The organism is Xanthobacter sp. ZOL 2024 (assembly GCF_052932325.1).
On sequence record NZ_CM128808.1, the window covers coordinates 3,230,992 to 3,251,568 of the forward strand.

Genomic DNA, 20,577 nt, shown 5'->3' on the forward strand with positions numbered 1-20,577 from the left:
CCCTCACCCGAGGGCTTGCCACATCGCCGAGGCCAGGGCGAGGCGGCTGACGGGTCATGCAATTACAGATTGCGCGTATGCAAATAAGTGGCTTCTGGCTGTGATGATGGGCGAATGGCGCAGGGCTGGGGTCGCAGAGCGGTGATTTTGCGCCATTCCGGTACGGTTTCACGCCCCTTCGGTTGCATTGCGGCATCGACGTTGCCATGCACAGGAGATATAGCTGTCACAAAGTTGCGGAGCCCTTGTCCTTGCTGTCGGTCGTCATCGCCACGCACAATTCCGAACGCCAGCTGGTGCCGGTGTTGTCGGCCCTCGTTCCGGGGGTCACGGCCGGCGTGCTGCGGGATGTGGCGCTGGTGGACAACGGCTCCACCGACGACACCGCCGCCATCGCCGATGCGGCGGGCTGCACCTTTCTGCATACGGTGAGCGACGTAGGCGTGCGGCTGAAGCAGGGCGCTGCCCAGTCGCGCGGGCGCTGGCTGCTGTTTCTCGCCCCCCAGTCTCTGCTGGAAGAAGGCTGGGTGCGCGAGGTGGCCAATTTCATCGAGACCGCAGAGCGTCGCGGGCAGTCCGAGCGGGTGGCCGCCACCTTCCGCCTGGCGGTGGATGGCTATGGCCTGCGCCCGCGGCTGGGCGAGGCCATGGCGGCGGCTCGGCTGGCGCTGCTGGGGCTGCCCCAGCCCCCCCAGGGCCTGCTCATTTCCCGCAAGCATTACGAGAGGCTGGGCGGACATCCTGCAGGGGTGCGGGCGGAGCGGCGGCTGGCATCGCGCATCGGCCGGCGCCGCATCCATTTGCTGCGGACCCACGTGCTCCTGCCCGATCCAACCTGAGCGGCAGCGAAATTCCGCGAGGGAACGATTCCCCCTTGGCGAGCGACGCGGCTTGCGCCTAGATGACGGCGCGGGGTCGGGCCGGTTCGTCGCGGGATGCGGGGAGCCGGTGCCGGTGAGCCATTTCTGATGACATGAGGGGATGACGCGCAGCGCGGAGCCCATGTGCCGGAAGTGCCCTGAACCCGCACGACCATCGCACCCTTGCCCGGACCACCGCCCGCGCGCAGACCCTCCAAGCCACGGCGCATCGCGTCGAGGGAGGGGCCATGGAACGTCGTCTCGCGAAGGCTGAAGGGCGCCGGCGTGCCCGGGCGATGAAGGGCCTGCTCACGGGCGTTCTGGCGGTCGGCTGCGTGGTCGCGTCCAGCTGGATGGCCGGCCTTGCCTGGGCCCAGCCGCAGCGCCCGCCGGTGCCGCGCCCGGCGCCGGCGACCATGGCACCGGCGGAGCCCGCCGGCGCCAAGACCTTCCAGCGGAGCGACCTGGTCACTGGCGCCAGACGTTACGAGCGTCAGCTGCGGCGCGAGGCCCGGCCGCTCGCGGTGCCGCTGGAGCGGGCCCGGCGGGAGGCGGACCAGGCCTTCCAGCGCAACGATGCCCGTTCCGCCGCCGCGGCCTATGCCGCCCTGGCCCTGGCGACGCCGCAGGATGCCACGGTGTGGATGCGCCTCGCCCGGTCGTTGGCGGCCATCCGCCCCACCGACACGGAAGACGGCAGCGCCTTCACCGACAACGCGTTTGCCGCTGCCTACATCGCCTATCGCCGCGCCCCGACCCGCGCCGGCGAGGCGGAGGCGCTGGCCTTCCTGGCCCGCCAATATGCGGCGCGAGGGCTGTGGAGCGCGGCGCTCGAGACCATGAAGACGGCGCTCGCCCTGCGCGACACACCGGAGGAGCGGGCGTTCTATGACAAGCTGCGCGACGAGCACGGCTTTCGGCTGGTGGATTACACGGTGGAATCCGATGCCGCCGTGCCCCGGGTGTGCGTGCAGTTTTCCGATGACCTGGCGCCGGCGACGGATTTCTCGCCCTTCCTGCAGGTGCGCGATCGCGACAAGCCGGCCCTCACCTCAGAGGCGCGGCAGATCTGCGTGGAGGGGCTCACGCATGGCGAGCATTACACGCTGAATGTGCGGCCCGGGGTGCCCGCGGCCAATGGCGAACGCACCCGCCGTCCCACTGAACTCTCCATCTATGTGCGTGATCGCCGGCCCGGCGTGCATTTCACGGGCCGCAACTATGTGCTGCCCCGCACCGGCCAGAAAGGCATTCCGCTGGTGTCGGTGAACACACGGGCGGTGGCGGTCAACATTCTGCGTATCGGCGATCGGGCCCTGGTGCCCACGGCGCTGCAGGGAGATTTCCGCCAGGGGCTCGACAGCTATGTGCGCGAGCGCCTGGCCGACGGCAGCGCCATCACCGTCTATTCCGGCGTGCTGGAGGTGGACAGCCCGCTCAATACCGATGTCACCACGGCGGTGCCCATCACCGAGGCGGTCGGGCCGCTGCTGCCGGGCGTCTATGTCATGACCGCCAAGCCCGAGCACGAGCTGGGTGAGGACGATTATGGCGCCGAGGCGACCCAATGGTTCATCGTCTCCGACATCGGCCTGACCGCCTTGTCGGGCCAGGATGGCGTGCATGTGCTGGTGCGGGCGCTCAGCAGTGCCGCGCCGATGGCCGGTGCCCGCCTGCAACTGGTGGCGCGCTCCAATGAGGTGCTGGGGGAGGTGACCACCGACGCCGCCGGCTATGCCCGCTTCGACCCCGGCCTGTCGCGCGGGCCCGCGGGGCTGGAGCCGGAAGTGGTGATCGCCCGTACCACGGCCGGCGACTATGCCTTCCTTTCGCTCAAGGACAGCGCCTTCGATCTGACTGACCGGGGTGTGGCCGGGCGCGAGGCGCCGCGCGCCCTCGATGCGTTCCTGACCTCCGAGCGTGGGGTCTACCGTTCCGGCGAGACGGTGCATCTCACCGCGCTGCTGCGCGACGCCCAGGGCCGCGCCTCCGACGTGCCGGTGACCCTGGTGCTGCAGCGGCCGGATGGGGTGGAGGACCGCCGGCTGGTGCTCAACCCGCGCGCCGCCGGCGGGCGGGTGGTGGATCTCGACCTGCTGAAGGGCGCCATGACCGGCACCTGGCGGGTGAAGGCGTTCAGCGACCCCAAGGCGGCGGCCATCGGCGAGACCGCCTTCCTGGTGGAAGACTATGTGCCGGACCGGGTGGAATTCACCCTCTCCACCGGTGCCCCTCAGGTGTCCCGTGGCCGGCCGGTGGAGGTGCTGCTGGAAGGGCGCTTCCTGTTCGGCGCACCCGCCGCCGCCCTCGATGTGGAGGCCGAGACGGAGATCCGCCTGGCCAGCGCGCGCAAGGGCTTCGACGGCTATCGCTTCGGCAATGGGGATGACGAGGTGCTGGCCGATCGCCAGCCGGTGGCGGAGACGCCCCGCACCGATGCCACCGGCCGCTCCACCCTGCGGTTGACCACCGGCGACCTGCCGCGCACCGACCGGCCGCTGGAGATGCAGGCGCTGGTGCGACTGGTGGAGGCGGGGGGCCGCGCAGTCCAGCGCACCCTGGTGCTGCCGGTGGCGCCCGCTGGCAGCGTGATTGGCGTGAAGCCGCTGTTCTCCGACCGTGTGCGCGAGGGCGAGGCCGCCAGTTTCGACGTGGTGGTGGCCGGCGTCGACGATACCCTGCTGGCGGCGCCCGGCCTCACGTGGCGCCTGTCGCGGCTGGAGACCCGCTACCAATGGTACAAGGTTGGCGGCTCGTGGGATTACGAGCCGGTCAAGATCGTCACCCGCGTTGGCGAAGGGCAGATGGATGCGGTGGCGGGCGGCCCCGCACGCCTGAGCGTGCCCACCACCTACGGCCGCTACCGGCTCGACTTCACCGGCGACGGCCTGCCGCTGACGAGCCTCTATTTCGATGCCGGCTTCGGTGGCGACGGCACCGCCGACACCCCGGACAAGCTGGAGCTCAGTCTGGATCGCTCCGCCTATCGCAGCGGCGATACGGTAAAGGCGACCCTCACCGCCCGCACTGCCGGCACCGCCACCGTCATGGTGGTGAACGAGGGCCTGCTGGCGCAGCAGACGCTGCCGGTGCGGGCCGGCGCCAACGGGGTGAGCTTTACCGCCGACCCGAGCTGGTGGCCGGGGGCCTACCTGGTGGCCTTCATGCACCGGCCGCTGGACGTGGCGGCGGGCCGCATGCCCGGCCGCGCCATCGGCCTCGCCTGGTTCTCGGTGGATCGAGCCGAGCGTACCTTGCAGGTGGAGCTGACCCCGCCGGCGCAGATGCGGCCCGATGCCGATCTTGCGGTGCCGGTGCGGGTGAGCGGAGTGGAGCCCGGCGGCCGTGCCTTCATCACCATTGCGGCGGTGGATGTGGGCATCTTGAACCTCACCGGTTTCAAGACTCCCGCGCCCGATGACGTGATCTTCGGCCAACGGCGGCTCTCCAGCGAGATCCGCGACCTTTACGGCGCTCTCATCGATGGCATGCAGGGCAACAGCGGGCGGCTGCGCTCGGGCGGCGACGGCATGGAGCAGGCGCTGCAGGCGAGCCCGCCCACCCAGGCGCCCTTCGCCCTGTTCTCGGGCATCGTGCCGGTGGCGGCCGATGGCACCGCCCTCGTCACCTTCCCCATCCCCGCCTTCGACGGCACCGTGCGGCTGATGGCCATGGCCTGGAGCGCGGAGAAGCTCGGCCATGCCGCCACCGACGTGGTGGTGCGCGACAAGGTGGTGGTGCTTGCCACGCTGCCGCGCTTCCTTGCCGCTGGGGATCGTTCCACCCTCACCCTGGACCTCACCAATGTGGAGGCGCCGGCCGGCACCTATGCCTTGGACGTGACGGCCAGCGGTGGCGCGCGCATCACCGCGCCGACACCGGCGGTGAGCCTCGCGGAAAAGCAGCGGCAGACCCTTCGGCTGCCGGTGGAAGGCCAAAGCGTCGGCCCGGCGCATGTCGATGTGCGGTTGAGCGGGCATGGGGTGGACCTGGTGCGCCGCTTCGCCTTCACCGTGCGCCCGGCCTATCCGGAGATCGAGCGGCGCACGGTGCGCAGCCTTGCGCCGGGGGAGAGCCTCACCCTGTCCAAGGCCCTGCTGGGCGATGTGCTGCCCGGCACCGGCGCGGTGGCGGTGAGCGTGAGCCCCGACAGTGCCCTTGATGTGCCGGCCCTGCTAGCCGCCCTCGATCGCTATCCCTATGGCTGCTCCGAGCAGATCACCAGCCGGGCGCTGCCGCTGCTCTCCTTCAACGAGCTGTCGGCGCTGGTGGGCCGCGCCAGCGATCCCGACGCCGGCGGGCGCATCCGCGATTCCATCACGCGGCTGATGGCGCGCCAGGGCTCGGACGGCTCATTCGGCCTGTGGGCGGCGGGCGGCGATGATGCCTGGCTCGACGCCTATGTGGCGGATTTCCTGACGCGGGCGAAGGAGAAGGGCTATGCGGTGCCGGACCAGGCCTTCGCCCTCGCCCTTGATCGCCTGCGCAACGTGGTCAACATGGCCGGGGCCAATATGCAGTCCTCCGGCGAGGGGGTGGCCTATGCCCTCTACGTGCTGGCGCGCAACGGCCGGGCTCCGCTGGGCGATCTGCGCTATCTCGCCGATACCCGACTGAAGGATCTGTCGTCGCCTTTGGCTCAGGGGCAGGTGGGTGCCGCGCTGGCCCTGCTGGGCGACCGCACCCGGGCGGAGCGGGTGTTCAACACCGCCCTCGGCGGCCTGCCGGCGACGCCGGTCGCGCCCGTGGCCGGGCGGGCGGATTTCGGATCGCTGCTGCGTGATGCGGCCGCCCTCACCGTGCTGGCCCGCGAGGCCGGCTTCACCCAGGACGCCAGCCGCGCCCTGGCCCGGGTCGACGCGGCGCGGAGCGTGACCGGGCGCACCTCCACCCAGGAGAATGCCTGGATGGTGCTGGCGGCGGCGTCCCTGGTGGAGCGCGCCAAGGCCATGACGCTAGAGGTGAACGGCGCGGTGGAGCACGGCGTGTTCGGCCGCACCCTGTCTCGGGCGGACCTGGATGCCGGCACGGTGACCCTTCGCAACACCGGGGCGGAACCGGTGAAGGTGGTGGTCTCCGTGCTCGGCGCGCCGGTGGCGCCCGAACCTGCCACCGCCCATGGCTTCAGCCTGGAGCGGCGCTACTACAGCCTCGACGGCAAGCCCGCCGATCCCGCCAAGGCGGCGCAGAACCAGCGCTTCGCCGTGGTCCTCAAAGTGGAGGAGACCGAAAGCGCCCGGGCCGACATCCTGCTGGTGGACTATCTGCCGGCCGGCTTCGAGATCGAGAATCCCAGCCTGGTGCAGGGGGGCGCCGATGGCGGTTTCGCCTGGCTCGATGAGACCAGCGAAACCAGCCACGTGGAGTTCCGCGACGACCGCTTCGTCGCCGCCGTCACCCGCCAGGAAGGGGATGCGCCGTTCGTGGTGGCCTATGTGGTGCGCGCAGTCTCGCCGGGCCGCTATGCCCATCCTCCGGCGGTGGTGGAGGATATGTACCGCCCCGATCGTTTTGCCCGCACCGGCACCGGCATGGTGGAGGTGGGAGCGGCGCGATGAGCCCGTCGTGTCCACCCCCCTCGGGTGTGCCTCGGTCCGCCGACCCGGTGCGCCACGGCGCTGTGGCGCGGGGGGCTGGCATCGCGTTCATCGTCGCTGCCTGCGCGGTGGGGGCGGGCGTCGCCGGCCTTGCCGGGGTGCGGGCCGCCGCGCCGCGCGCGCCGCAGCCGGAGGTGGCGCGCGAGGTGGTGGACCGGGATGGCCAATTGCTGCGCCCGTTCGCTCTGCCTGATGGGCGCTGGCGTTTCGCCGCCACCGTCGACGCGGTGGACGCACGCTTTCTCACCCTGCTCGGAGCCTATGAGGACAAACGCTTCTTTCGCCATGGCGGCGTTGATCCCCTGGCGCTCCTGCGGGCAGCGGGGCAGGGGCTGGGGGCGGCGCGGGTGGTGTCCGGCGGATCCACCCTCACCATGCAGGTGGCGCGCCTGCTGGAGCCGCCGCGGCCGCGCACCCTCGCCGCCAAGCTCGCCCAGATGCGCCGGGCGCTGGAGCTGGAGGCGCGGCTGTCGAAGGCGGAGATTCTCACTCTCTACCTCACCCTTGCGCCCTACGGCGGCAATATCGAGGGCATCCGCGCGGCGACCCTGACCTATTTCGGCAAGGAGCCCCGGCGGCTCACGCTGGGGGAAATGGCGCTGCTGGTGGCGCTGCCCCAGGCGCCGGAGGCGCGCCGGCCCGACCGGCATCCCGAGCGCGCCCGCGCCGCCCGCGACCGGGTGCTGGAGCGCCTGCTGCGCGAAGGGGTGCTCTCCGCCGATGAGGTGCGGGTGGCGAAGGCCGAGCCGGTGCCCCGGGCGCGCCGGCCCATGCCGCAGCGGGCGCCGCATCTGGCCGAGGACATGGTGGCAGCGCGGCCCACCCTGTCCCGGCATCACCTGGCGCTGGACGGTGGCTTGCAGGAGCGGCTCGAAAGCCTGGTGCGGGACCGGACGGCGGCGCTGGGCCGGGGCCTATCGGCGGCCATGGTGGTGGTGGACAACGCCAGCGCCGAGGTGCGGGCCTATGTGGCGGGTGCCGATTTCACCGATCGCACGCGGGCCGGCGAGGTGGATCTCGCGCGCGCCGTGCGTTCGCCCGGCTCCACCTTGAAACCCTTCATCTATGCCCTCGCCTTCGATGACGGCATCGCCCACCCCGAAACCCTTATCGAGGATCGGCCGGTGCGGTTCGGGGCGTGGCGGCCGGAGAATTTCGACCGCGGATTCCAGGGCACGCTGTCGGTGCGCAAGGCGCTGCAATTGTCCCTCAACGTTCCCGCCGTGCGCCTGCTGGATGCGGTGGGGCCGCAGCGATTGGCAAGCCGGTTGGGCGAGGCCGGTGCCCATCTGGAACTGCCGCCGGGCGCCGCCCCAGGGCTGCCCATGGGGCTCGGTGGCGTCGGCATCCGCCTGGTGGATCTCGCTATGCTCTATGCCAGCCTGGCGCGCGGGGGAACGGCGCATCCGCTGGTCTACCGGCTGGACGAGGGGGCGCTGGCAGCACCGCGGCGGGCGGAACTGGTGGGCGAGGTGGCCGCCTGGTACGTCGGCCAGTGCCTGCTCGGCACCCCGGCGCCCGAGAACGCGCTCGGTGGACGGATCGCCTTCAAGACCGGCACCTCTTACGGCTACCGGGATTCGTGGGCGGTGGGCTTCGACGGCCGGCGCACCGTGGCGGTGTGGGTGGGGCGGCCCGATGGACAGCCGGTGGCCGACCTCACCGGGCGGGCCGCCGCCGCGCCGCTGCTGTTCGATGCCTTCGCGCGTATCGTTCGCCGCCCGGCGCCGCTGGCGCTGGCCCCGCGCGGCGCCGTGGTGGCCGCCAATCCGCGCCTGCCGCCGCCGCAGCGGCACTTTGCCAGCGATGGCCGCGGGGGTGGCCTGCAACTGGTCTATCCGCCGGAGGGCGCTCGCCTCTCCCAGGATGCGGACGGCGCCGCGGCGGGGCGTGACGTCGACGGGCTGGTGGTGAAGGTGGAGGGGGGCGTTCTGCCGCTGACCTTGCTGCTCGACGGACGTCCGGTTGCAGCGGCCAGCCAGCGCCGGGTGCTGTTCTGGACCCCACGTGGCAAGGGCTTCGCACGGCTCACCGTGATCGACGCCGCCGGGCTGACCGACAGTGTCATGGTGCGGGTCGAATAGGCGTCAACTGGGCCGTTGCAACTGGGCCGTTGCGGCCAAAGAAAATCCCGCGCACCGAAGGTGGCGGGATGAGGCACTGGGAGGAAACGATAAAGAGCAGGCCATCAACGGGTGAAGCACATCGGCGCCACCTATTATAGATCCCGTGCTGTGGTCTTCCGGGACATGGCCCCGGAAGTGGAACACCACAGCTACCGTCAATGATGACCGAAAACGACGACCTGCGGAATGTCTTCCTGCTTCAGGCCCATCTGCTCCAGCTCGCTGTTGCTCAGATGCGCCAAGTCTTCGTAGCGGTCAGCCATGCGCCGAGCTTCAGCAACCGCACCAAAGAACTCCACCATTGCGGTGCCGATACGCGCCAGGAACCCATGATGATGAATGTTCGCCATGTCGGCGGTTACGGAAGCCATCGTCATCTCCATCTGTTGACTTTGAGATAGGCCTCTTGCGTGCAATGCAACAGATGGATTTGTGCATAGCACCATTGCGGGCGCCGAATGCGTGAAGCAGGCAGCTGGCCTGTGGATGACGTCAAAAGGGGCTAGACCGGCTGCGGAGGATTGCGTATAGAGCCCTCCTCCTCTTGAGGAGCTAGCCAATTGGTTCGCCGCCGAAGCGCGATCCGGAGCCAAATGGTGGGGGATAGTTCAACGGTAGAACCGCGGACTCTGACTCCGTTAATCCAGGTTCGAATCCTGGTCCCCCAGCCAAAGTGTTTCATATCCAAAAAATGAATGTCGGGGCGTGTCGGGCCCTCAGCGCCGAACGGGCTGGATGCCCGCTGGGGCGTTTCCGTGTTCCGACCCAAGGGGCCGCGCGCGGGTGATCCGGCATGCCATGCCCACGCCGCCCATGCCCACCCCGCCGGGCGCCGGTCGCCTGGCCGGTCACCGGTTCCGTTTTCTGAGGCGATCAGGCCGGTTGGAGCAGAGCCAGGCTCGGGAGGTTGTGGGCGAAGGGGATCGCAGCTTCGCAGGCCCGACCGATGGCGAGGGCGGTCGGCTCGTCGTCCGGCCGGCAGACGATCTGCAGGGAGGTGGGAAGGCCCGACGCGGCCATGCCGCTGGGCACCGCCAGGGCGCAGAAGCCGATCTGGTTGACGAAGCGGGCGAGGGTTGCCGATGTCGTCGTCTCGTCCACGGCGCTGAGGGGAATGGGCAGGGTGCGCGCCGTTGGCGCCAGCAGGGCATCACAGCCCGCTATGGCGGCGAGCATGGCACGCTTGTCCGCCTCCGCCCGCCACCGTGCGCGGATATAGTCCTGCGCGGGGAGGCGTCCGGTCAGCACCCGGGCGCGCACGGCGGGATCCATGGGGGATGCCGGATCCTCGGCCAGCGTGCCGTAGAGGGCATAGGCCTCGGCCATCATGATTTCTGAATCGCGCTGATAGTCCGCCAGTGGCCGGGGTAAACTGGGGGTGACGATGCGTGCGCCCCGGGCTTCCAGCGCGCGCAGCGCCTCAAGATAACGGGCTGTGATCTCGGCATCGACCCCATCGAGCTCCGCCGACCCGACCGAGGGTCATGCCCGCAACACCGCGGGCGAGCTGGTCGACGGTCGGCACCAGCGGCGGCACATCACGCAGCACGTCATAGAGCAGGGCGGCATCGGCGACGGTGCGGGCGATGGGGCCCACCGTGTCGAGGGAGGGGCTCAGCGGCACCACGCCTTCAAGGCTGATGCGGCCGGGCGTGGTCTTCAGGCCGACGAGGCCGTTGAAGCCGGCGGGCACGCGCACGGAGCCGCCAGTATCGGTGCCGATGGCGAGGGTCGCCATGCGCGCCGCCACCGCCGCCGCCGAACCGCTGGAGGAGCCGCCCGCGGTGAAGGGGACCTGCGATACCCAAGGGTTGCGCGGGCTGCCCAGATGGGCGTTGGTGCCCCAGCCACCGAGGGCGAATTCGACCGTATGGGTCTTCCCCAGGATGACGGCCCCCGCCGCCTCAAGTCGCGTGACCACCGGCGCGGTCGTTCGGGCGATCCATCCCCGCCGGGTGGCGGAGCCGGCCGCACAGGCCTTGCCCGCGATCTCGATCAGGTCCTTGATCGCGACGGGAACGCCATCGAGCGGCCCGAGCGGGGCATCGGCGGCGTAGCGGTCGGCGGCGGCCCGGGCTGCCGCCCGCGCCTCGTCGACGAACACCTCGGTGAAGGCATGGATGATGGGATCAAGCGCGGCAATGCGGGCGAGGTGGGTCTCCGTGACCGCCACCGGCGAGAGCCGTCCGGCGCGGTAACCGTCGGCCAAGGCGGTGGCGGGGAGGAAGCACAGGCCGTCGGACATTACGGTTCGCTTCGAGATGGTGCCAGGGATGCGAGCAGCTCCGGCGCCAGGGTAATGGGCTGCCCGTGGGGCGTCGCCTCCGCCGCGGCCTGCCAGGCGTCGCGCAGCATGTCGATGAGGCCGCGGCTGGCGGCCGCCTTGGTGATGAGGAGGCCTTCGAGCGTGTCGAGCCACACGTCGTAGGTGGCCTCGCCGCATGGTGAGGCCTTGGTGCGTGCCACCAGCGCCTCGGTCCATTCCGGCCATGTGAAGAGGCCGGACCGGCTGAGGGAGACGGCGAGCGCGAACACCCGGGCCTCCCAGGGCTCCTGGAAGATCGGCCCTTCGGTCGGCAGGCCGGCGGGGGAGAGGGGATCAGGCGAGAGGTTCAAGATAGCTCTCCCAGGCTTCGATGGTGACCGACAGGGTGGGATCGGCATCCGCGCCCCACAGCTCGCGGCCCGCAAAGCGGACCGTGTAAAGCCATTGGGGCTGGGGCCCGAAGCCCTGCGCATTGGCATCGGCGAACACGAAAAAGCCGCGCACGGCGGCGATCACCCCGGCCTTGCCGCGTGCATATCGGGGCAGGCGCGTGTGGTGGGAGGGGTTCATCTCGCGGGTGCGAACCGGTGCGCCGACGGCAAAAGCGGCAGGGCGGTCCGGATCGCGGGTGTATTGCGAGCCGGCCGCGAGCGCCGGCGCCACCTTGTCGGCGGTGAAGACGTTGGGCACCGGCCGACCCGGCTCCATGGCGACGCCGCTTTCCACCTCGGTCGCGGTCACGAGCCCCTCCTGGATGAGGCGGGAGACGAGGCCCTTGAACCAGATTTCGTAGTAGGACGAGGTGAGGTATTCCGGTGGCGGCAGGTTCTCCCGGCTGGCGCGCATGGCGTCGATGTTCCACACGCCCATGGCCATGCAGGCGAGGGTGTTGGCGAGCACGCGGCGCTCCCATCGGGCATGGAACGGGGTGTGCGTGGGGTCGGGTATGACCGGGCCGAAGCCCTCCATGCCGCCGAGATCGTGGGCGCCGTTCATGCCTTCGCGCCCGGCAGGGTGACGAGGCCGGTGCCGATCATGGAATCGCGCGTGACGATCGCCGCGAGCGCGTCATGCGCCCAGCCCTCGGTGCCGGCCGGCCGCTGCGGGATGACGAGGTAGCGCACCTCGGCGGTGGAATCCCACACCCGGATCTGCTTTTCGGCCGGCAGGCTCATGCCGAAATCCGCCAGCACGCCGCGCGGGTCGATGACCACGCGGGAGCGGTAGGCGGCGCTTTTGTACCAGGCCGGCGGCAGGCCCAGCACCGGCCAGGGGTAGCAGGAACACAAGGTGCACACGACCATGTTGTGCACGCTGTCGGTGTTCTCCAGCGCCACCATGGTCTCGCCCTGCCGGCCGCCATAGCCGAGCGAGGCGATGGCGGCCGAGGCGTCCCGGCGCAGGAAGGCCATGAAGTCCGGATCGAGCCAGGCGGTGGCCACGACCCGCGCGCCGTTGCGCGGGCCGATACGGGTTTCGTAGCTCTCGATGATGCGGTCGAGGGCCTCCGGGTCCACATAGCCCTTCTCCACCAGCAGCGTCTCCAGCGCCCGGACCCTCAGGTCCATCTCGGACAGCGAGCTGCCTTCGTGGTGGTCATGGTGGTCCTGGTCGTGCTCGTGATGGCCCGACATGCTGTTCCTCCCTGGCTGCGGACGCTTCCGGCCCAGCTTGCGGCTTATGCGACGGTCCGGAATTCCGGCTCGGCCAGCGCATTGTCCTCAATTCGGTTGATGAGGCCATAAACATCGCCCAGCACCCACAGATCACGCACGAGAGGCCCCTCGAAGGTGAAGATGGGCGCGCCGTTCCACCATACGTGCCGGCCACTGGCCGCGTGGCCGAACATGGATTGGCGATGGATGCCGTGAAAGCGCAGCTTGGCGGAAACCTTCGCGCCCTCCTCGATCATCACGAAGATGTCCGAAGTATAGTTGTCGAGGCACGCGGTGACCCAGCGTACATAATCGGCGAACTGCGCGTGGCCGACGACAGTCGGCCCCAGCGAGCCGCGGAAGGTGAAGTCGGGGTGGAAGATTTCAGGGATCAGGCTCACGTCCGCATGGTCCCACATGTCCTTGTAGAACTTGCGCACGATCTCTTTCTGGGGGCTGAGGGCGCCCCCCTTGAAGGTCATCGGTACCTCATCGTCCATGGTCGGGTTCATCTCTGCCTCTTAGGTTGAAAGGGAACAGGGGCGGGGCGCTCAGCGGCTCGGTGCGCCAGCGGTCGCCTCGTCATGGGTCATAGCCTCAGGGGCCGGGTTGTCGGGCGCGCGGGGGTGGTCCGTCTGGTCTTCCAGGCTGCGCAGGGTGCCGATCACTCCGCGCCCAAAGAACAGCGAGACGATGATGAGCACCAGGCCTACCAGGATCGGCACGTAGATGAAGTAGAGCGAGATCACTTCGGTAATGGGATAGATCAGCAGCACGCCCACCAGCGGTCCGAAGGCGGTGCCAAGACCGCCGATGGCTGCATAGAGGATGGCGTTGATGGAGAGGCCGACCTCGAGGCTCGACGTGCTTACATGCTGCATCATCAGCGCGTAGAAGACCCCGCCGAGTCCGGCGATGGCGGCGCTTGCCGCGAACAGGATGAGCCGCCAGGCCCGCGCGTCGAAGCCGAGCTGGCGGGCGCGGGTCTCGTTCTGCGCCACCGCGCGCACCAGCATCCAGGTTTCCGTGCGCTGGAGCAGCAACCGCCCCACCACCAGGGCGACCAGGGGAATGGCCGCTAGGTAATAGAGCGCCATGGTCGGCCCCATGCCGATCTCCAGCCCCAGAAAGCCGATGGTGCGGGCATGGATGATGAGGCCGTCCTCCCCCCCGGTCACGCTGGTCATGGAATTGGCGGCCAGCAGGACGATGGAGGACAGGATGACGGTGGCGATGGTGGGGTTGTGGTTTTCCATCCGCACCAGCACTGCCCCGCTCACCAGCCCGGCGAGACCGGCCGCCGCCGTGGCGACGAAGAGGGTCGCGGGCAGCGACCAGGGCGCTGCGGAGACCAGCGGCACCGCCAGATAGGCCCCGAGCCCGAAGAACAGCGCATGCATGAAGCTGAGGATGCGCGCATAGCTGTAGGACAGGTCGAAGCCGATGGCGAGATAGGCCATCACCACCATCTGGAAGAAAAAGAACCGCCAATAGTCACCCGCCAGGAGGGGCGCCAGGAGCAGCAGCCCGACGGCGGCGGCCTGGAGGGCGTTGACGACGGTGGAGATCGCGTTGCGGTGCATGGTCAGCGTCTCCCGAAGATGCCGTTGGGCTTGAAGTAGATGACGCAGAGCAGCGTCGAGAAGGCCGCGACCTCGGACCAGGTGGGGCTGAGCACGGTGCTGTAGAGGCCGCGGATCAGCCCCAGCGCGATGGCCACCACCACCGCGCCCCACAGATTGCCCATGCCGCCGATGACCACGACGATGAAGCAGGCGGCGATGACCGACAGGCCCATCTGAAAATGGGCGCCACTGATGGGGGTGGCGAGGGCGCCGGCCAGGCCGGCCGTGAGCCCGGCGAGGGCCGCGGTGATGGCATTGACCTTCAGGATCGGGATGCCGGTGACGGCGGCGAGGTCCCGGGCTTGGGGCACGGCGCGCATCCACAGCCCGTAGCGGGTGAAGCGCAGGAACAAGGCGACGGCGATGAGCGTCAGCAGCGCGATCCCGGCCGCCACCAGGCGGTAGACCGGATAATAGATGCCGGCGAATTCCAGCACGTCGAAGATGGGAGGCATGACGCTCTGCGGATCGGCGCCGGCAAGGGCGAGCACCGTATTGTCGAGGGTCAGGAACACGCCGGCGGTGGCCAGCAGGCCCACCGCCGGGTCGCGGTGCAACACCCGCTCGAAGATGGCGGTGTTCAAGGCCAGGGTCAGCAGGCCCACGGCCACGGCGGCGATGGGCAGCACCAGCCAGAAATCGAGCCCGGCGCGGTTGATGAGAAGGGCGGCGCACATGGCCCCCGCCATGTAAAGCGAACCATGGGCCAGGTTGATGATGCCCATGAGGCCGTAGATGAGGCCGAGCCCGAGGGCGATGATGGAGAGGATCAGCCCCCATACCACCCCGTTCAGGAGCTCGAAGAGAATCTGGTCGAAAGCCATTTGAGACAGCGTCCTTCGGCAGAGCCGCGGGAAAGGGAGGATGAGGGCTCAGTGGGGCGCGTCGCTGACGCCCAGATAGCGCTCCAGGAGGCCGCCGGAGACGATCTCCCGCGGCGTGCCTTCGGCCACGAAGCGGCCCTTCTCCAGGATGTGGATGCGGGTGGAGATGGCGAAGGTGAGCTCCACGTTCTGCTCCACCAGAAGCACCGCCACCTGGCTCTCGGCGAGCCGGCGCACGATCTCGCCGATGCGCGTGACGATGGAGGGCATCAGGCCTTCGGTGGGCTCGTCGAGCATCAGAACCCGGCAGCGCACGGTGAGATTGCGGGCGATGGCGACGAGCTGCTGCTGGCCGCCGCTGAGACGACCCGCGGCCCGGCGCCAGTGGGGCTTCAGCTCCGGGATCACCTCCAGCACCTGTTCCAGCGGCAGGGGCTCCCGCACGGTGGCGGCGGCGGCGCGGCAGTTCTCTTCCACCGTCAGCTCCGGAAATACCCGCATGTCCTGGGACATGAGGGCGAGGCCGGCGCGTGCGCGGGCATCGGCAGCAAGGCCGGTGAGGGGCGCGCCGAACAGCTCGAGCTCGCCCTCCACCCGCGCCTGGAGGCCCATGATGGCGCGCAAGAGCGTGGTCTTGCCGGCGCCATTACGGCCGATGATGCCCACCACCGTGCCGGGCTCCAGTGCCAGGTCCACGCCCTGGAGGATATGGGCCTTGCCGTAGAAGGCATTCAGGTGGCGAAGCTCAAGCGCGGCCAAGATAGGCCTCCCTCACGAAGGGGTTCTGCATGATGTCCTGTGGCGCGCCATCGGCGAGCACGGCGCCGTCGGCGAGCACGCAGATGCGGTCGGCGGTCCCCATCACCACCGCCATGTCGTGCTCGATGAGGACGATGGTGACCTTGCCGCGCAGGCGCGCGTTGACGAGGCCGATGAAGGCGCGGGTTTCCGCCGGGCTCATGCCGGCGCTCGGCTCGTCCAGCAATAGGAGGCGCGGGCGTGCCGCCAGCGCCACGGCCACCTCCAGCAGCCGCTGGTCGCCGTGGGAGAGGACATCGGCCTTCACCGTCGCCGCCCATTGAAGGCCGACCGATGCGAGGAGACCCACGGCGGTGGTCGCCTCAGCCTCGGCACGCTCGGCGGCGTCAAGCCGTGCGAAGCGGTGGCGCCGCGTGCCCGCCAGCGCCACCTCCACGTTCTCCCGCGCGGTGAGGTCGCCGAACAGGTTGGTGATCTGGAAGGTGCGCGCCAGCCCGCGCCGGGCGCGGTGATGGACCTCAAGCTCGGTCACGTCCTCGCCGGCGAAGGCGATGGCGCCGCCGGAGGGGCGGTGCACCCCGGTGATGACATTCACCAGGGTGGTCTTGCCGGCGCCATTGGGGCCGATGATGGCGTGCACCGTGTTGGTTCCGACCTTGAGATCGACCCCCTTCAGCACGCTGTGTGCGCCGAAGGATTTGGTCAGCTCGCGGATCTCCAGGAGGGCGGGCAGGAGGGCGGACGGCGTGCCGCCCGGCCCCTGGCTGGTGGTGGCGGATGCGCTCATGACCTCAGCCGGCTGCAAGGTTCATCTTGGTGGGGTAGAGGCCGGCGTCGGCCGGCAGCACGCGGCGGGTGCGGATGCGCCCCTGTTCGATCTGCAGGAGGTCGATTTCCGGAAAGGCCTGGTGGTCCTGCGGGCGCAGATAGAGCGGGCCTTGTGGGAACAGGTCGCTTTCGGCGTGCGTGGGGTTGGCTTCGATAAACCTGATGAGGGCAGGGGTGTCGTCGCGCCCCTTCCAGTTCGCCCCTTCCACCGCCAGTTTCAGCACCGAGAGGCTTTCCCAGACCGGCCAGGTCTCGCCCATGGCCACATTGCGGCCGGTGCCCACCTCGCGGCCGTTGGTATCGATGCCGAGGCGTTCGCGGAACGCCTTGAGGGTGGGGGTGTCCTTGTCGGCCAGCTCCCAGGGCAGGGTGTCGATGCCCCAGACGCCTTCCACATATTTCCCGTTGCTGAGAGGGTCGAAGGCGCCAAAGACGAAGTCGGCGGTGACAATGGGCTTGCGGGTGAAGCCGAGCTGCGGCAACGCCACGAACGCTTTTGGCAGATCGGTGCCGATCAGCGCCACGAAGATGCCCTCCGCCGAGCGATCGAGCTTGGAGATGTAGGAGATGGGGTCGTTGCTGTTCAGGGGCAAAGCAATGGACTGCACCACCTCGCCGCCGGCCGCGGCCATGGCCTCGCTCCAGGCGGTGTTGTGGGACTGGCCCCAGACATAGTCGGCATAAAGCACCGCCCACTTCTTGCCGACCATGCCCGCCATGGCCTTGGCGGCGGCGAGATCGGTCTGGCGGGTGTTCACGATCAGCCGGAAGACGAAGGGGTTGCCCGAGCCCTCGGTGACGCCGTCGCTGCGGCTCATGGACATGTAGGGCACCCCTTCGTCCCGCACGATGGTGGTGCTGGCGAGGGCGATGCCGCCCTGCTGCGAGCCGACGACGAAGTCCACCTTCTGATCCTGGATCAGCTGGCGCAGCCGGGCGATGCCGACATCCACCTTGGTCTCGGTGTCGATGCCGACGATCTCGATGGGCCGGCCGCCGAAGCCGCCATTGGCGTTGAACCAGTCGGCCGCCACATTGATGGTCTTGCGGTGCCAGTAGCCCGAGCTGGCGAGGCCGCCCGTCACATCGCATTGGTGCCCGATGCGAATGGGCTCACCCGCGGCCGCCTGCACGCGCCGGGGCGCGGCAAACAGGCCGGCAGTGGCGGCGGCTGCGGTTCCAAGCAGAACGGATCTGCGGCTGGGATGCCAGGGGGTCATCGACAGGGTCTCCAGTGATGCGGCCCACTATATTCAGAGAATATTCGCATTAAAGACGAAATGATTGGCATCATATGTCTAAATATTCGCCAATTAATTTATATAGTTTAGTATAGATAAGCCAAATTAAGCGGATAGCAGAGCTATCCACTTCCATATGTGCAGTATGGTAGATGGGTGTTGCCGTCGGCGGCGGGTGCGCGCCGACGCAACATCCTTACCGTCGGTCCTGGTCGCGTGTGGCAGGCCAGGAGACCGCTGGGTTCAGAAAAGATAAGCCGTGCAAATATGCTGTTCTATGGATAATTATGCATTTTATGCGGGCGTTTTCGCCGTTGTTTGGAGTGCTTCATGGCGACCGGCTTGAAGCGGTTCGACTGGACCGATCTACAGACCTTTCTGGAGGTGGCGCGCGGCCGGGGCACCGCGCCGGCGGCGCGCGCGCTCAGGGTGGACGCCACCACCATCCGCCGCCGCATCGCCGCGCTGGAAGCGTCCATCGGGGTGCGCCTCCTGGTGCGCAACGGCCGCACGCTCCAGCTCACATTGGATGGCGAGCGCATCTTCGCCATCGCGCAGCGGATGGAAGAGCACGGGGATGACATCGCCCGCGACGCCACCGATGCCGCGCGGGAGCTGAGTGGCGTGGTGCGGGTGTCCACCATGGAGGGCTTCGGCAGCAGCTATCTGGCCGGCCGCCTCAGCGAGTTCGTGCGGCAGCATCCAAATCTGACGGTGCAGCTCGTCAATGCTCAGCACATCCTCAATCTGTCGGAGCGAGAGGCCGACATCTCGATCAACATGATCAATCCGCAGCGCGGTCGGCTGATGGTGCGGCGGGTGGGGCAGTTCGGTGTCGGCCTTTATGGCGCGCGCTCCTATCTGGAGCAGGCCGGGACACCGCAGACCATAGAGGACCTCGCGGCCCACACCTTCATCACCTATGTGGACGAGCTCATCGCGGTTCCTCATGTCCGCTGGCTGCCGGATGTGATCGAGGCGCCGCGCACCCGTTTCGCCTCGACCAGCCTGATTGCCCAGCAGGCGGCGGCCCAAGAGGGCGCGGGCCTCGTCATGCTGCCCCATTTCATGGGCGAGAGGGATCCGCTGCTCGTCCGCCTTCTGCCGCAGGACATCAATCTGTCCCGCGACTGGTGGCTGGTGGTGCACCAGGATCTGCAGTCGGTGCCGCGGATCCGGGCGCTGATCGACTTCATCGTCGATGTCATGCGGCGGGATCACAAGATCCTGCAGCGCTGAATGGGCGGCAGGTGCCTGTGTGCGGATGGACAGGAGGTCGACGCGGATCGGAAGAGGGCGTGTTGCAGGTCGTTCATGCCCGTAGGCTGAATTTTTTCAGTATTCGATGCTTATATGCGTCGTTATTCTGTCTGATCTATGTAAACGACATGTTGTCGATTGCGCTTCAACCATGGGGTGGTGGTTGACTGAGCCATCAGCCGATGATAGCTAGCTCGCCGCTGCAGCCGGGGCCGGCGCCCGGGATGCCTGCTTCTTCTTGGGCGTGGCGCGTCTTTTTGCCGGTGTTTGGCTCGCGGTCAGAGCGGTTCCACCGGAAGGGGGCTGAAGGTTTGCTTCGCACGAGCGCTTCCGGCGTACGACAGGTCATTGAGCAGGGTTTGAGCATGGGCACGCGCGCCGCCACGTGGCGACCGATCCGCTGGGGATCCGATGTGGAGCCCGCCGCCTGCATCATCGAGACCCGCGATCCCAAGCTGAGGGTGCATTATACCGCGCGGGCGGCGGATGTCGCGCCGGTCGGCTGCTTCGGCAAGGTGGGCACGCCCTCGGAGGCCAGCCGCTACGAGGGCAGCTACAACGACTTTCTGGATCTGAACCCGTCAGGTTACGCCCCGGGGCGCGATTTCGTGCTGGAGGCGCGCCAGGCCCGGGGCGTGTTCGTGTCGCCCTCCATTCTCTATGTGCTGGGCGAGAGCACGTTCTATCGGGTCGGGCGCAAATATCTTGAGCGTGAAACCGCGGTTCTGGCCTCCAAGGACGTGGCGCGCATCACTGCTTTCGTGGACGATCTGCTGGCGAAGGGCCCGGAGCCTGTTCAGCACATTGCCGGCACCACCATCGTGCTGCAGGGGTGGTCGAATTTCGACCATTTCATCCGCCAGCCGCTGTCGTCCCTGCTTTTGAGCCTGGATCTGTGCGACGCGGATGCGCGCGCGCAGGTGCACCTGCTCATGAGCAATCTGGACGAGCGCATCATCGCGTTTCTCGAGATGCTGGGTTTCGACCGCGGCAAGATCCTGCCGTTCGGCGGTGCCACCTACAGCTTCGAGCGGCTGTTGTATTCGCCGGACGGAAGCCGGCTCAAGCGGCCGAGCGATCTTTATCGCCGGACCGCGGCATTCCTCAGCGGCTGCGTGGATCTGCCCAGTTCCGGCGCCGAGCGGATCTATGTGTCCCGCGCGCTCGCGCGGCGCCGCAAGATCGTCAACGAAGCCGAGCTCGAAAGCCGGCTGGCGACGTTCGGCTATGTGTCCGTCGACCCCGGGCAGTTCACCTATGCCGAGCAGATCGCCTTCTTTCGGCAGGCCCGCTGCATCGTCGGACCCCACGGTCAGGGGCTGGCCAACGCCATCTTCGCAGCGCCGATGCAGTGCCTGGTGGAGATCATGCCCACCACCTGGATGCGCCCGAGCTATCTGCGCACCGCACAGATGTATGGCGCGGCCTATGGCGCCTATCTGGTCAATCCGCGCAAGGATGGACATTGCGAGGTGGATGTGGACGCCTTTCTCGATTTCATTCGCCCGCTGGGCGCGCTCGACTGAGCCGCGCAGC

Annotated in this window: 17 protein-coding genes and 1 tRNA gene; 6 read left to right on the forward strand and 12 right to left on the reverse strand. The window is 68.6% G+C overall.

Going from position 1 to position 20,577, the window contains the following annotated elements; translation table 11 throughout:
* The first annotated feature begins 251 nt into the window (after window positions 1-251).
* From ACU4E7_RS14765 to pbpC, 3 genes are all read left to right on the forward strand, one after another.
* Window positions 252-839 carry a glycosyltransferase gene (locus ACU4E7_RS14765; protein WP_238121738.1) on the forward strand — a complete coding sequence of 196 codons (588 nt, stop codon included), beginning with the start codon at window positions 252-254 and terminating at the stop codon, window positions 837-839.
* A 269-nt stretch (window positions 840-1,108) separates the two neighbouring features.
* Window positions 1,109-6,418, forward strand: a complete 5,310-nt coding sequence (locus ACU4E7_RS14770) for an alpha-2-macroglobulin family protein (protein ID WP_447019286.1) — start codon at window positions 1,109-1,111, stop codon at window positions 6,416-6,418.
* Complete coding sequence (gene pbpC / locus ACU4E7_RS14775) at window positions 6,415-8,541, forward strand: penicillin-binding protein 1C (protein ID WP_447019287.1); 2,127 nt, start codon at window positions 6,415-6,417, stop codon at window positions 8,539-8,541. The genes ACU4E7_RS14770 and pbpC overlap by 4 nt, the downstream gene beginning before the upstream one ends.
* A 197-nt stretch (window positions 8,542-8,738) precedes the next feature.
* Here pbpC and ACU4E7_RS14780 read toward each other — a convergent pair whose 3' ends face one another.
* Complete coding sequence (locus tag ACU4E7_RS14780; RefSeq protein WP_238121741.1) at window positions 8,739-8,954, reverse strand: DUF1127 domain-containing protein; 216 nt, start codon at window positions 8,952-8,954, stop codon at window positions 8,739-8,741.
* A 226-nt stretch (window positions 8,955-9,180) separates the two neighbouring features.
* Here ACU4E7_RS14780 and ACU4E7_RS14785 point away from each other — a divergent pair.
* Window positions 9,181-9,254 (forward strand) — tRNA-Gln (locus ACU4E7_RS14785).
* A 202-nt stretch (window positions 9,255-9,456) separates the two neighbouring features.
* Here ACU4E7_RS14785 and ACU4E7_RS14790 read toward each other — a convergent pair.
* From ACU4E7_RS14790 to ACU4E7_RS14840, 11 genes are read right to left on the reverse strand one after another with little or no spacing between them, the layout of a single operon-like run.
* Window positions 9,457-10,023 carry an amidase family protein gene (locus tag ACU4E7_RS14790; RefSeq protein WP_447021642.1) on the reverse strand — a complete coding sequence of 189 codons (567 nt, stop codon included), beginning with the start codon at window positions 10,021-10,023 and terminating at the stop codon, window positions 9,457-9,459.
* Window positions 10,004-10,828, reverse strand: coding sequence for an amidase (locus ACU4E7_RS14795; protein WP_447019288.1), 825 nt, complete (start codon window positions 10,826-10,828; stop codon window positions 10,004-10,006). Before ACU4E7_RS14795 ends, ACU4E7_RS14790 begins: the two co-directional genes overlap by 20 nt.
* Window positions 10,828-11,199: a nitrile hydratase accessory protein gene (locus ACU4E7_RS14800; RefSeq protein WP_238121762.1), complete on the reverse strand. Its 372-nt coding sequence runs from the start codon at window positions 11,197-11,199 to the stop codon at window positions 10,828-10,830. The genes ACU4E7_RS14795 and ACU4E7_RS14800 overlap by 1 nt, the downstream gene beginning before the upstream one ends.
* Window positions 11,183-11,845, reverse strand: a complete 663-nt coding sequence (nthB, locus tag ACU4E7_RS14805) for a nitrile hydratase subunit beta (protein ID WP_447019289.1) — start codon at window positions 11,843-11,845, stop codon at window positions 11,183-11,185. The genes ACU4E7_RS14800 and nthB overlap by 17 nt, the downstream gene beginning before the upstream one ends.
* Window positions 11,842-12,483 (reverse strand): nitrile hydratase subunit alpha, encoded by a 642-nt coding sequence (nthA, locus tag ACU4E7_RS14810; protein ID WP_447019290.1) that lies wholly within the window; start codon window positions 12,481-12,483, stop codon window positions 11,842-11,844. The genes nthB and nthA overlap by 4 nt, the downstream gene beginning before the upstream one ends.
* Window positions 12,484-12,527: 44 nt before the next feature.
* Window positions 12,528-13,016 (reverse strand): ester cyclase, encoded by a 489-nt coding sequence (locus ACU4E7_RS14815; protein ID WP_238121765.1) that lies wholly within the window; start codon window positions 13,014-13,016, stop codon window positions 12,528-12,530.
* A 39-nt stretch (window positions 13,017-13,055) separates the two neighbouring features.
* Window positions 13,056-14,087 (reverse strand): branched-chain amino acid ABC transporter permease, encoded by a 1,032-nt coding sequence (locus ACU4E7_RS14820; protein ID WP_447019291.1) that lies wholly within the window; start codon window positions 14,085-14,087, stop codon window positions 13,056-13,058.
* A 2-nt stretch (window positions 14,088-14,089) separates the two neighbouring features.
* Window positions 14,090-14,953 (reverse strand): branched-chain amino acid ABC transporter permease, encoded by an 864-nt coding sequence (locus ACU4E7_RS14825; RefSeq protein WP_238121767.1) that lies wholly within the window; start codon window positions 14,951-14,953, stop codon window positions 14,090-14,092.
* Between the two features lie 48 nt (window positions 14,954-15,001).
* Window positions 15,002-15,712 carry an ABC transporter ATP-binding protein gene (locus ACU4E7_RS14830; RefSeq protein WP_447019292.1) on the reverse strand — a complete coding sequence of 237 codons (711 nt, stop codon included), beginning with the start codon at window positions 15,710-15,712 and terminating at the stop codon, window positions 15,002-15,004.
* Window positions 15,699-16,499, reverse strand: a complete 801-nt coding sequence (locus ACU4E7_RS14835; RefSeq protein ID WP_447019293.1) for an ABC transporter ATP-binding protein — start codon at window positions 16,497-16,499, stop codon at window positions 15,699-15,701. Before ACU4E7_RS14835 ends, ACU4E7_RS14830 begins: the two co-directional genes overlap by 14 nt.
* A gap of 4 nt (window positions 16,500-16,503) precedes the next feature.
* Complete coding sequence (locus ACU4E7_RS14840) at window positions 16,504-17,760, reverse strand: ABC transporter substrate-binding protein (protein ID WP_447019294.1); 1,257 nt, start codon at window positions 17,758-17,760, stop codon at window positions 16,504-16,506.
* A gap of 351 nt (window positions 17,761-18,111) precedes the next feature.
* Here ACU4E7_RS14840 and ACU4E7_RS14845 point away from each other — a divergent pair, with 351 nt between their 5' ends.
* Together ACU4E7_RS14845 and ACU4E7_RS14850 are read left to right on the forward strand one after the other, a co-directional pair.
* A complete protein-coding gene (locus tag ACU4E7_RS14845) occupies window positions 18,112-19,020 on the forward strand; it encodes a LysR family transcriptional regulator (RefSeq protein ID WP_447019295.1) in 909 nt (302 codons plus the stop codon).
* Window positions 19,021-19,406: 386 nt separating this feature from the next.
* The gene (locus tag ACU4E7_RS14850; protein WP_447019296.1) at window positions 19,407-20,567 is read left to right on the forward strand and encodes a glycosyltransferase family 61 protein; all 1,161 of its coding nucleotides are present in this window, start codon (window positions 19,407-19,409) and stop codon (window positions 20,565-20,567) included.
* Window positions 20,568-20,577 lie beyond the last annotated feature (10 nt).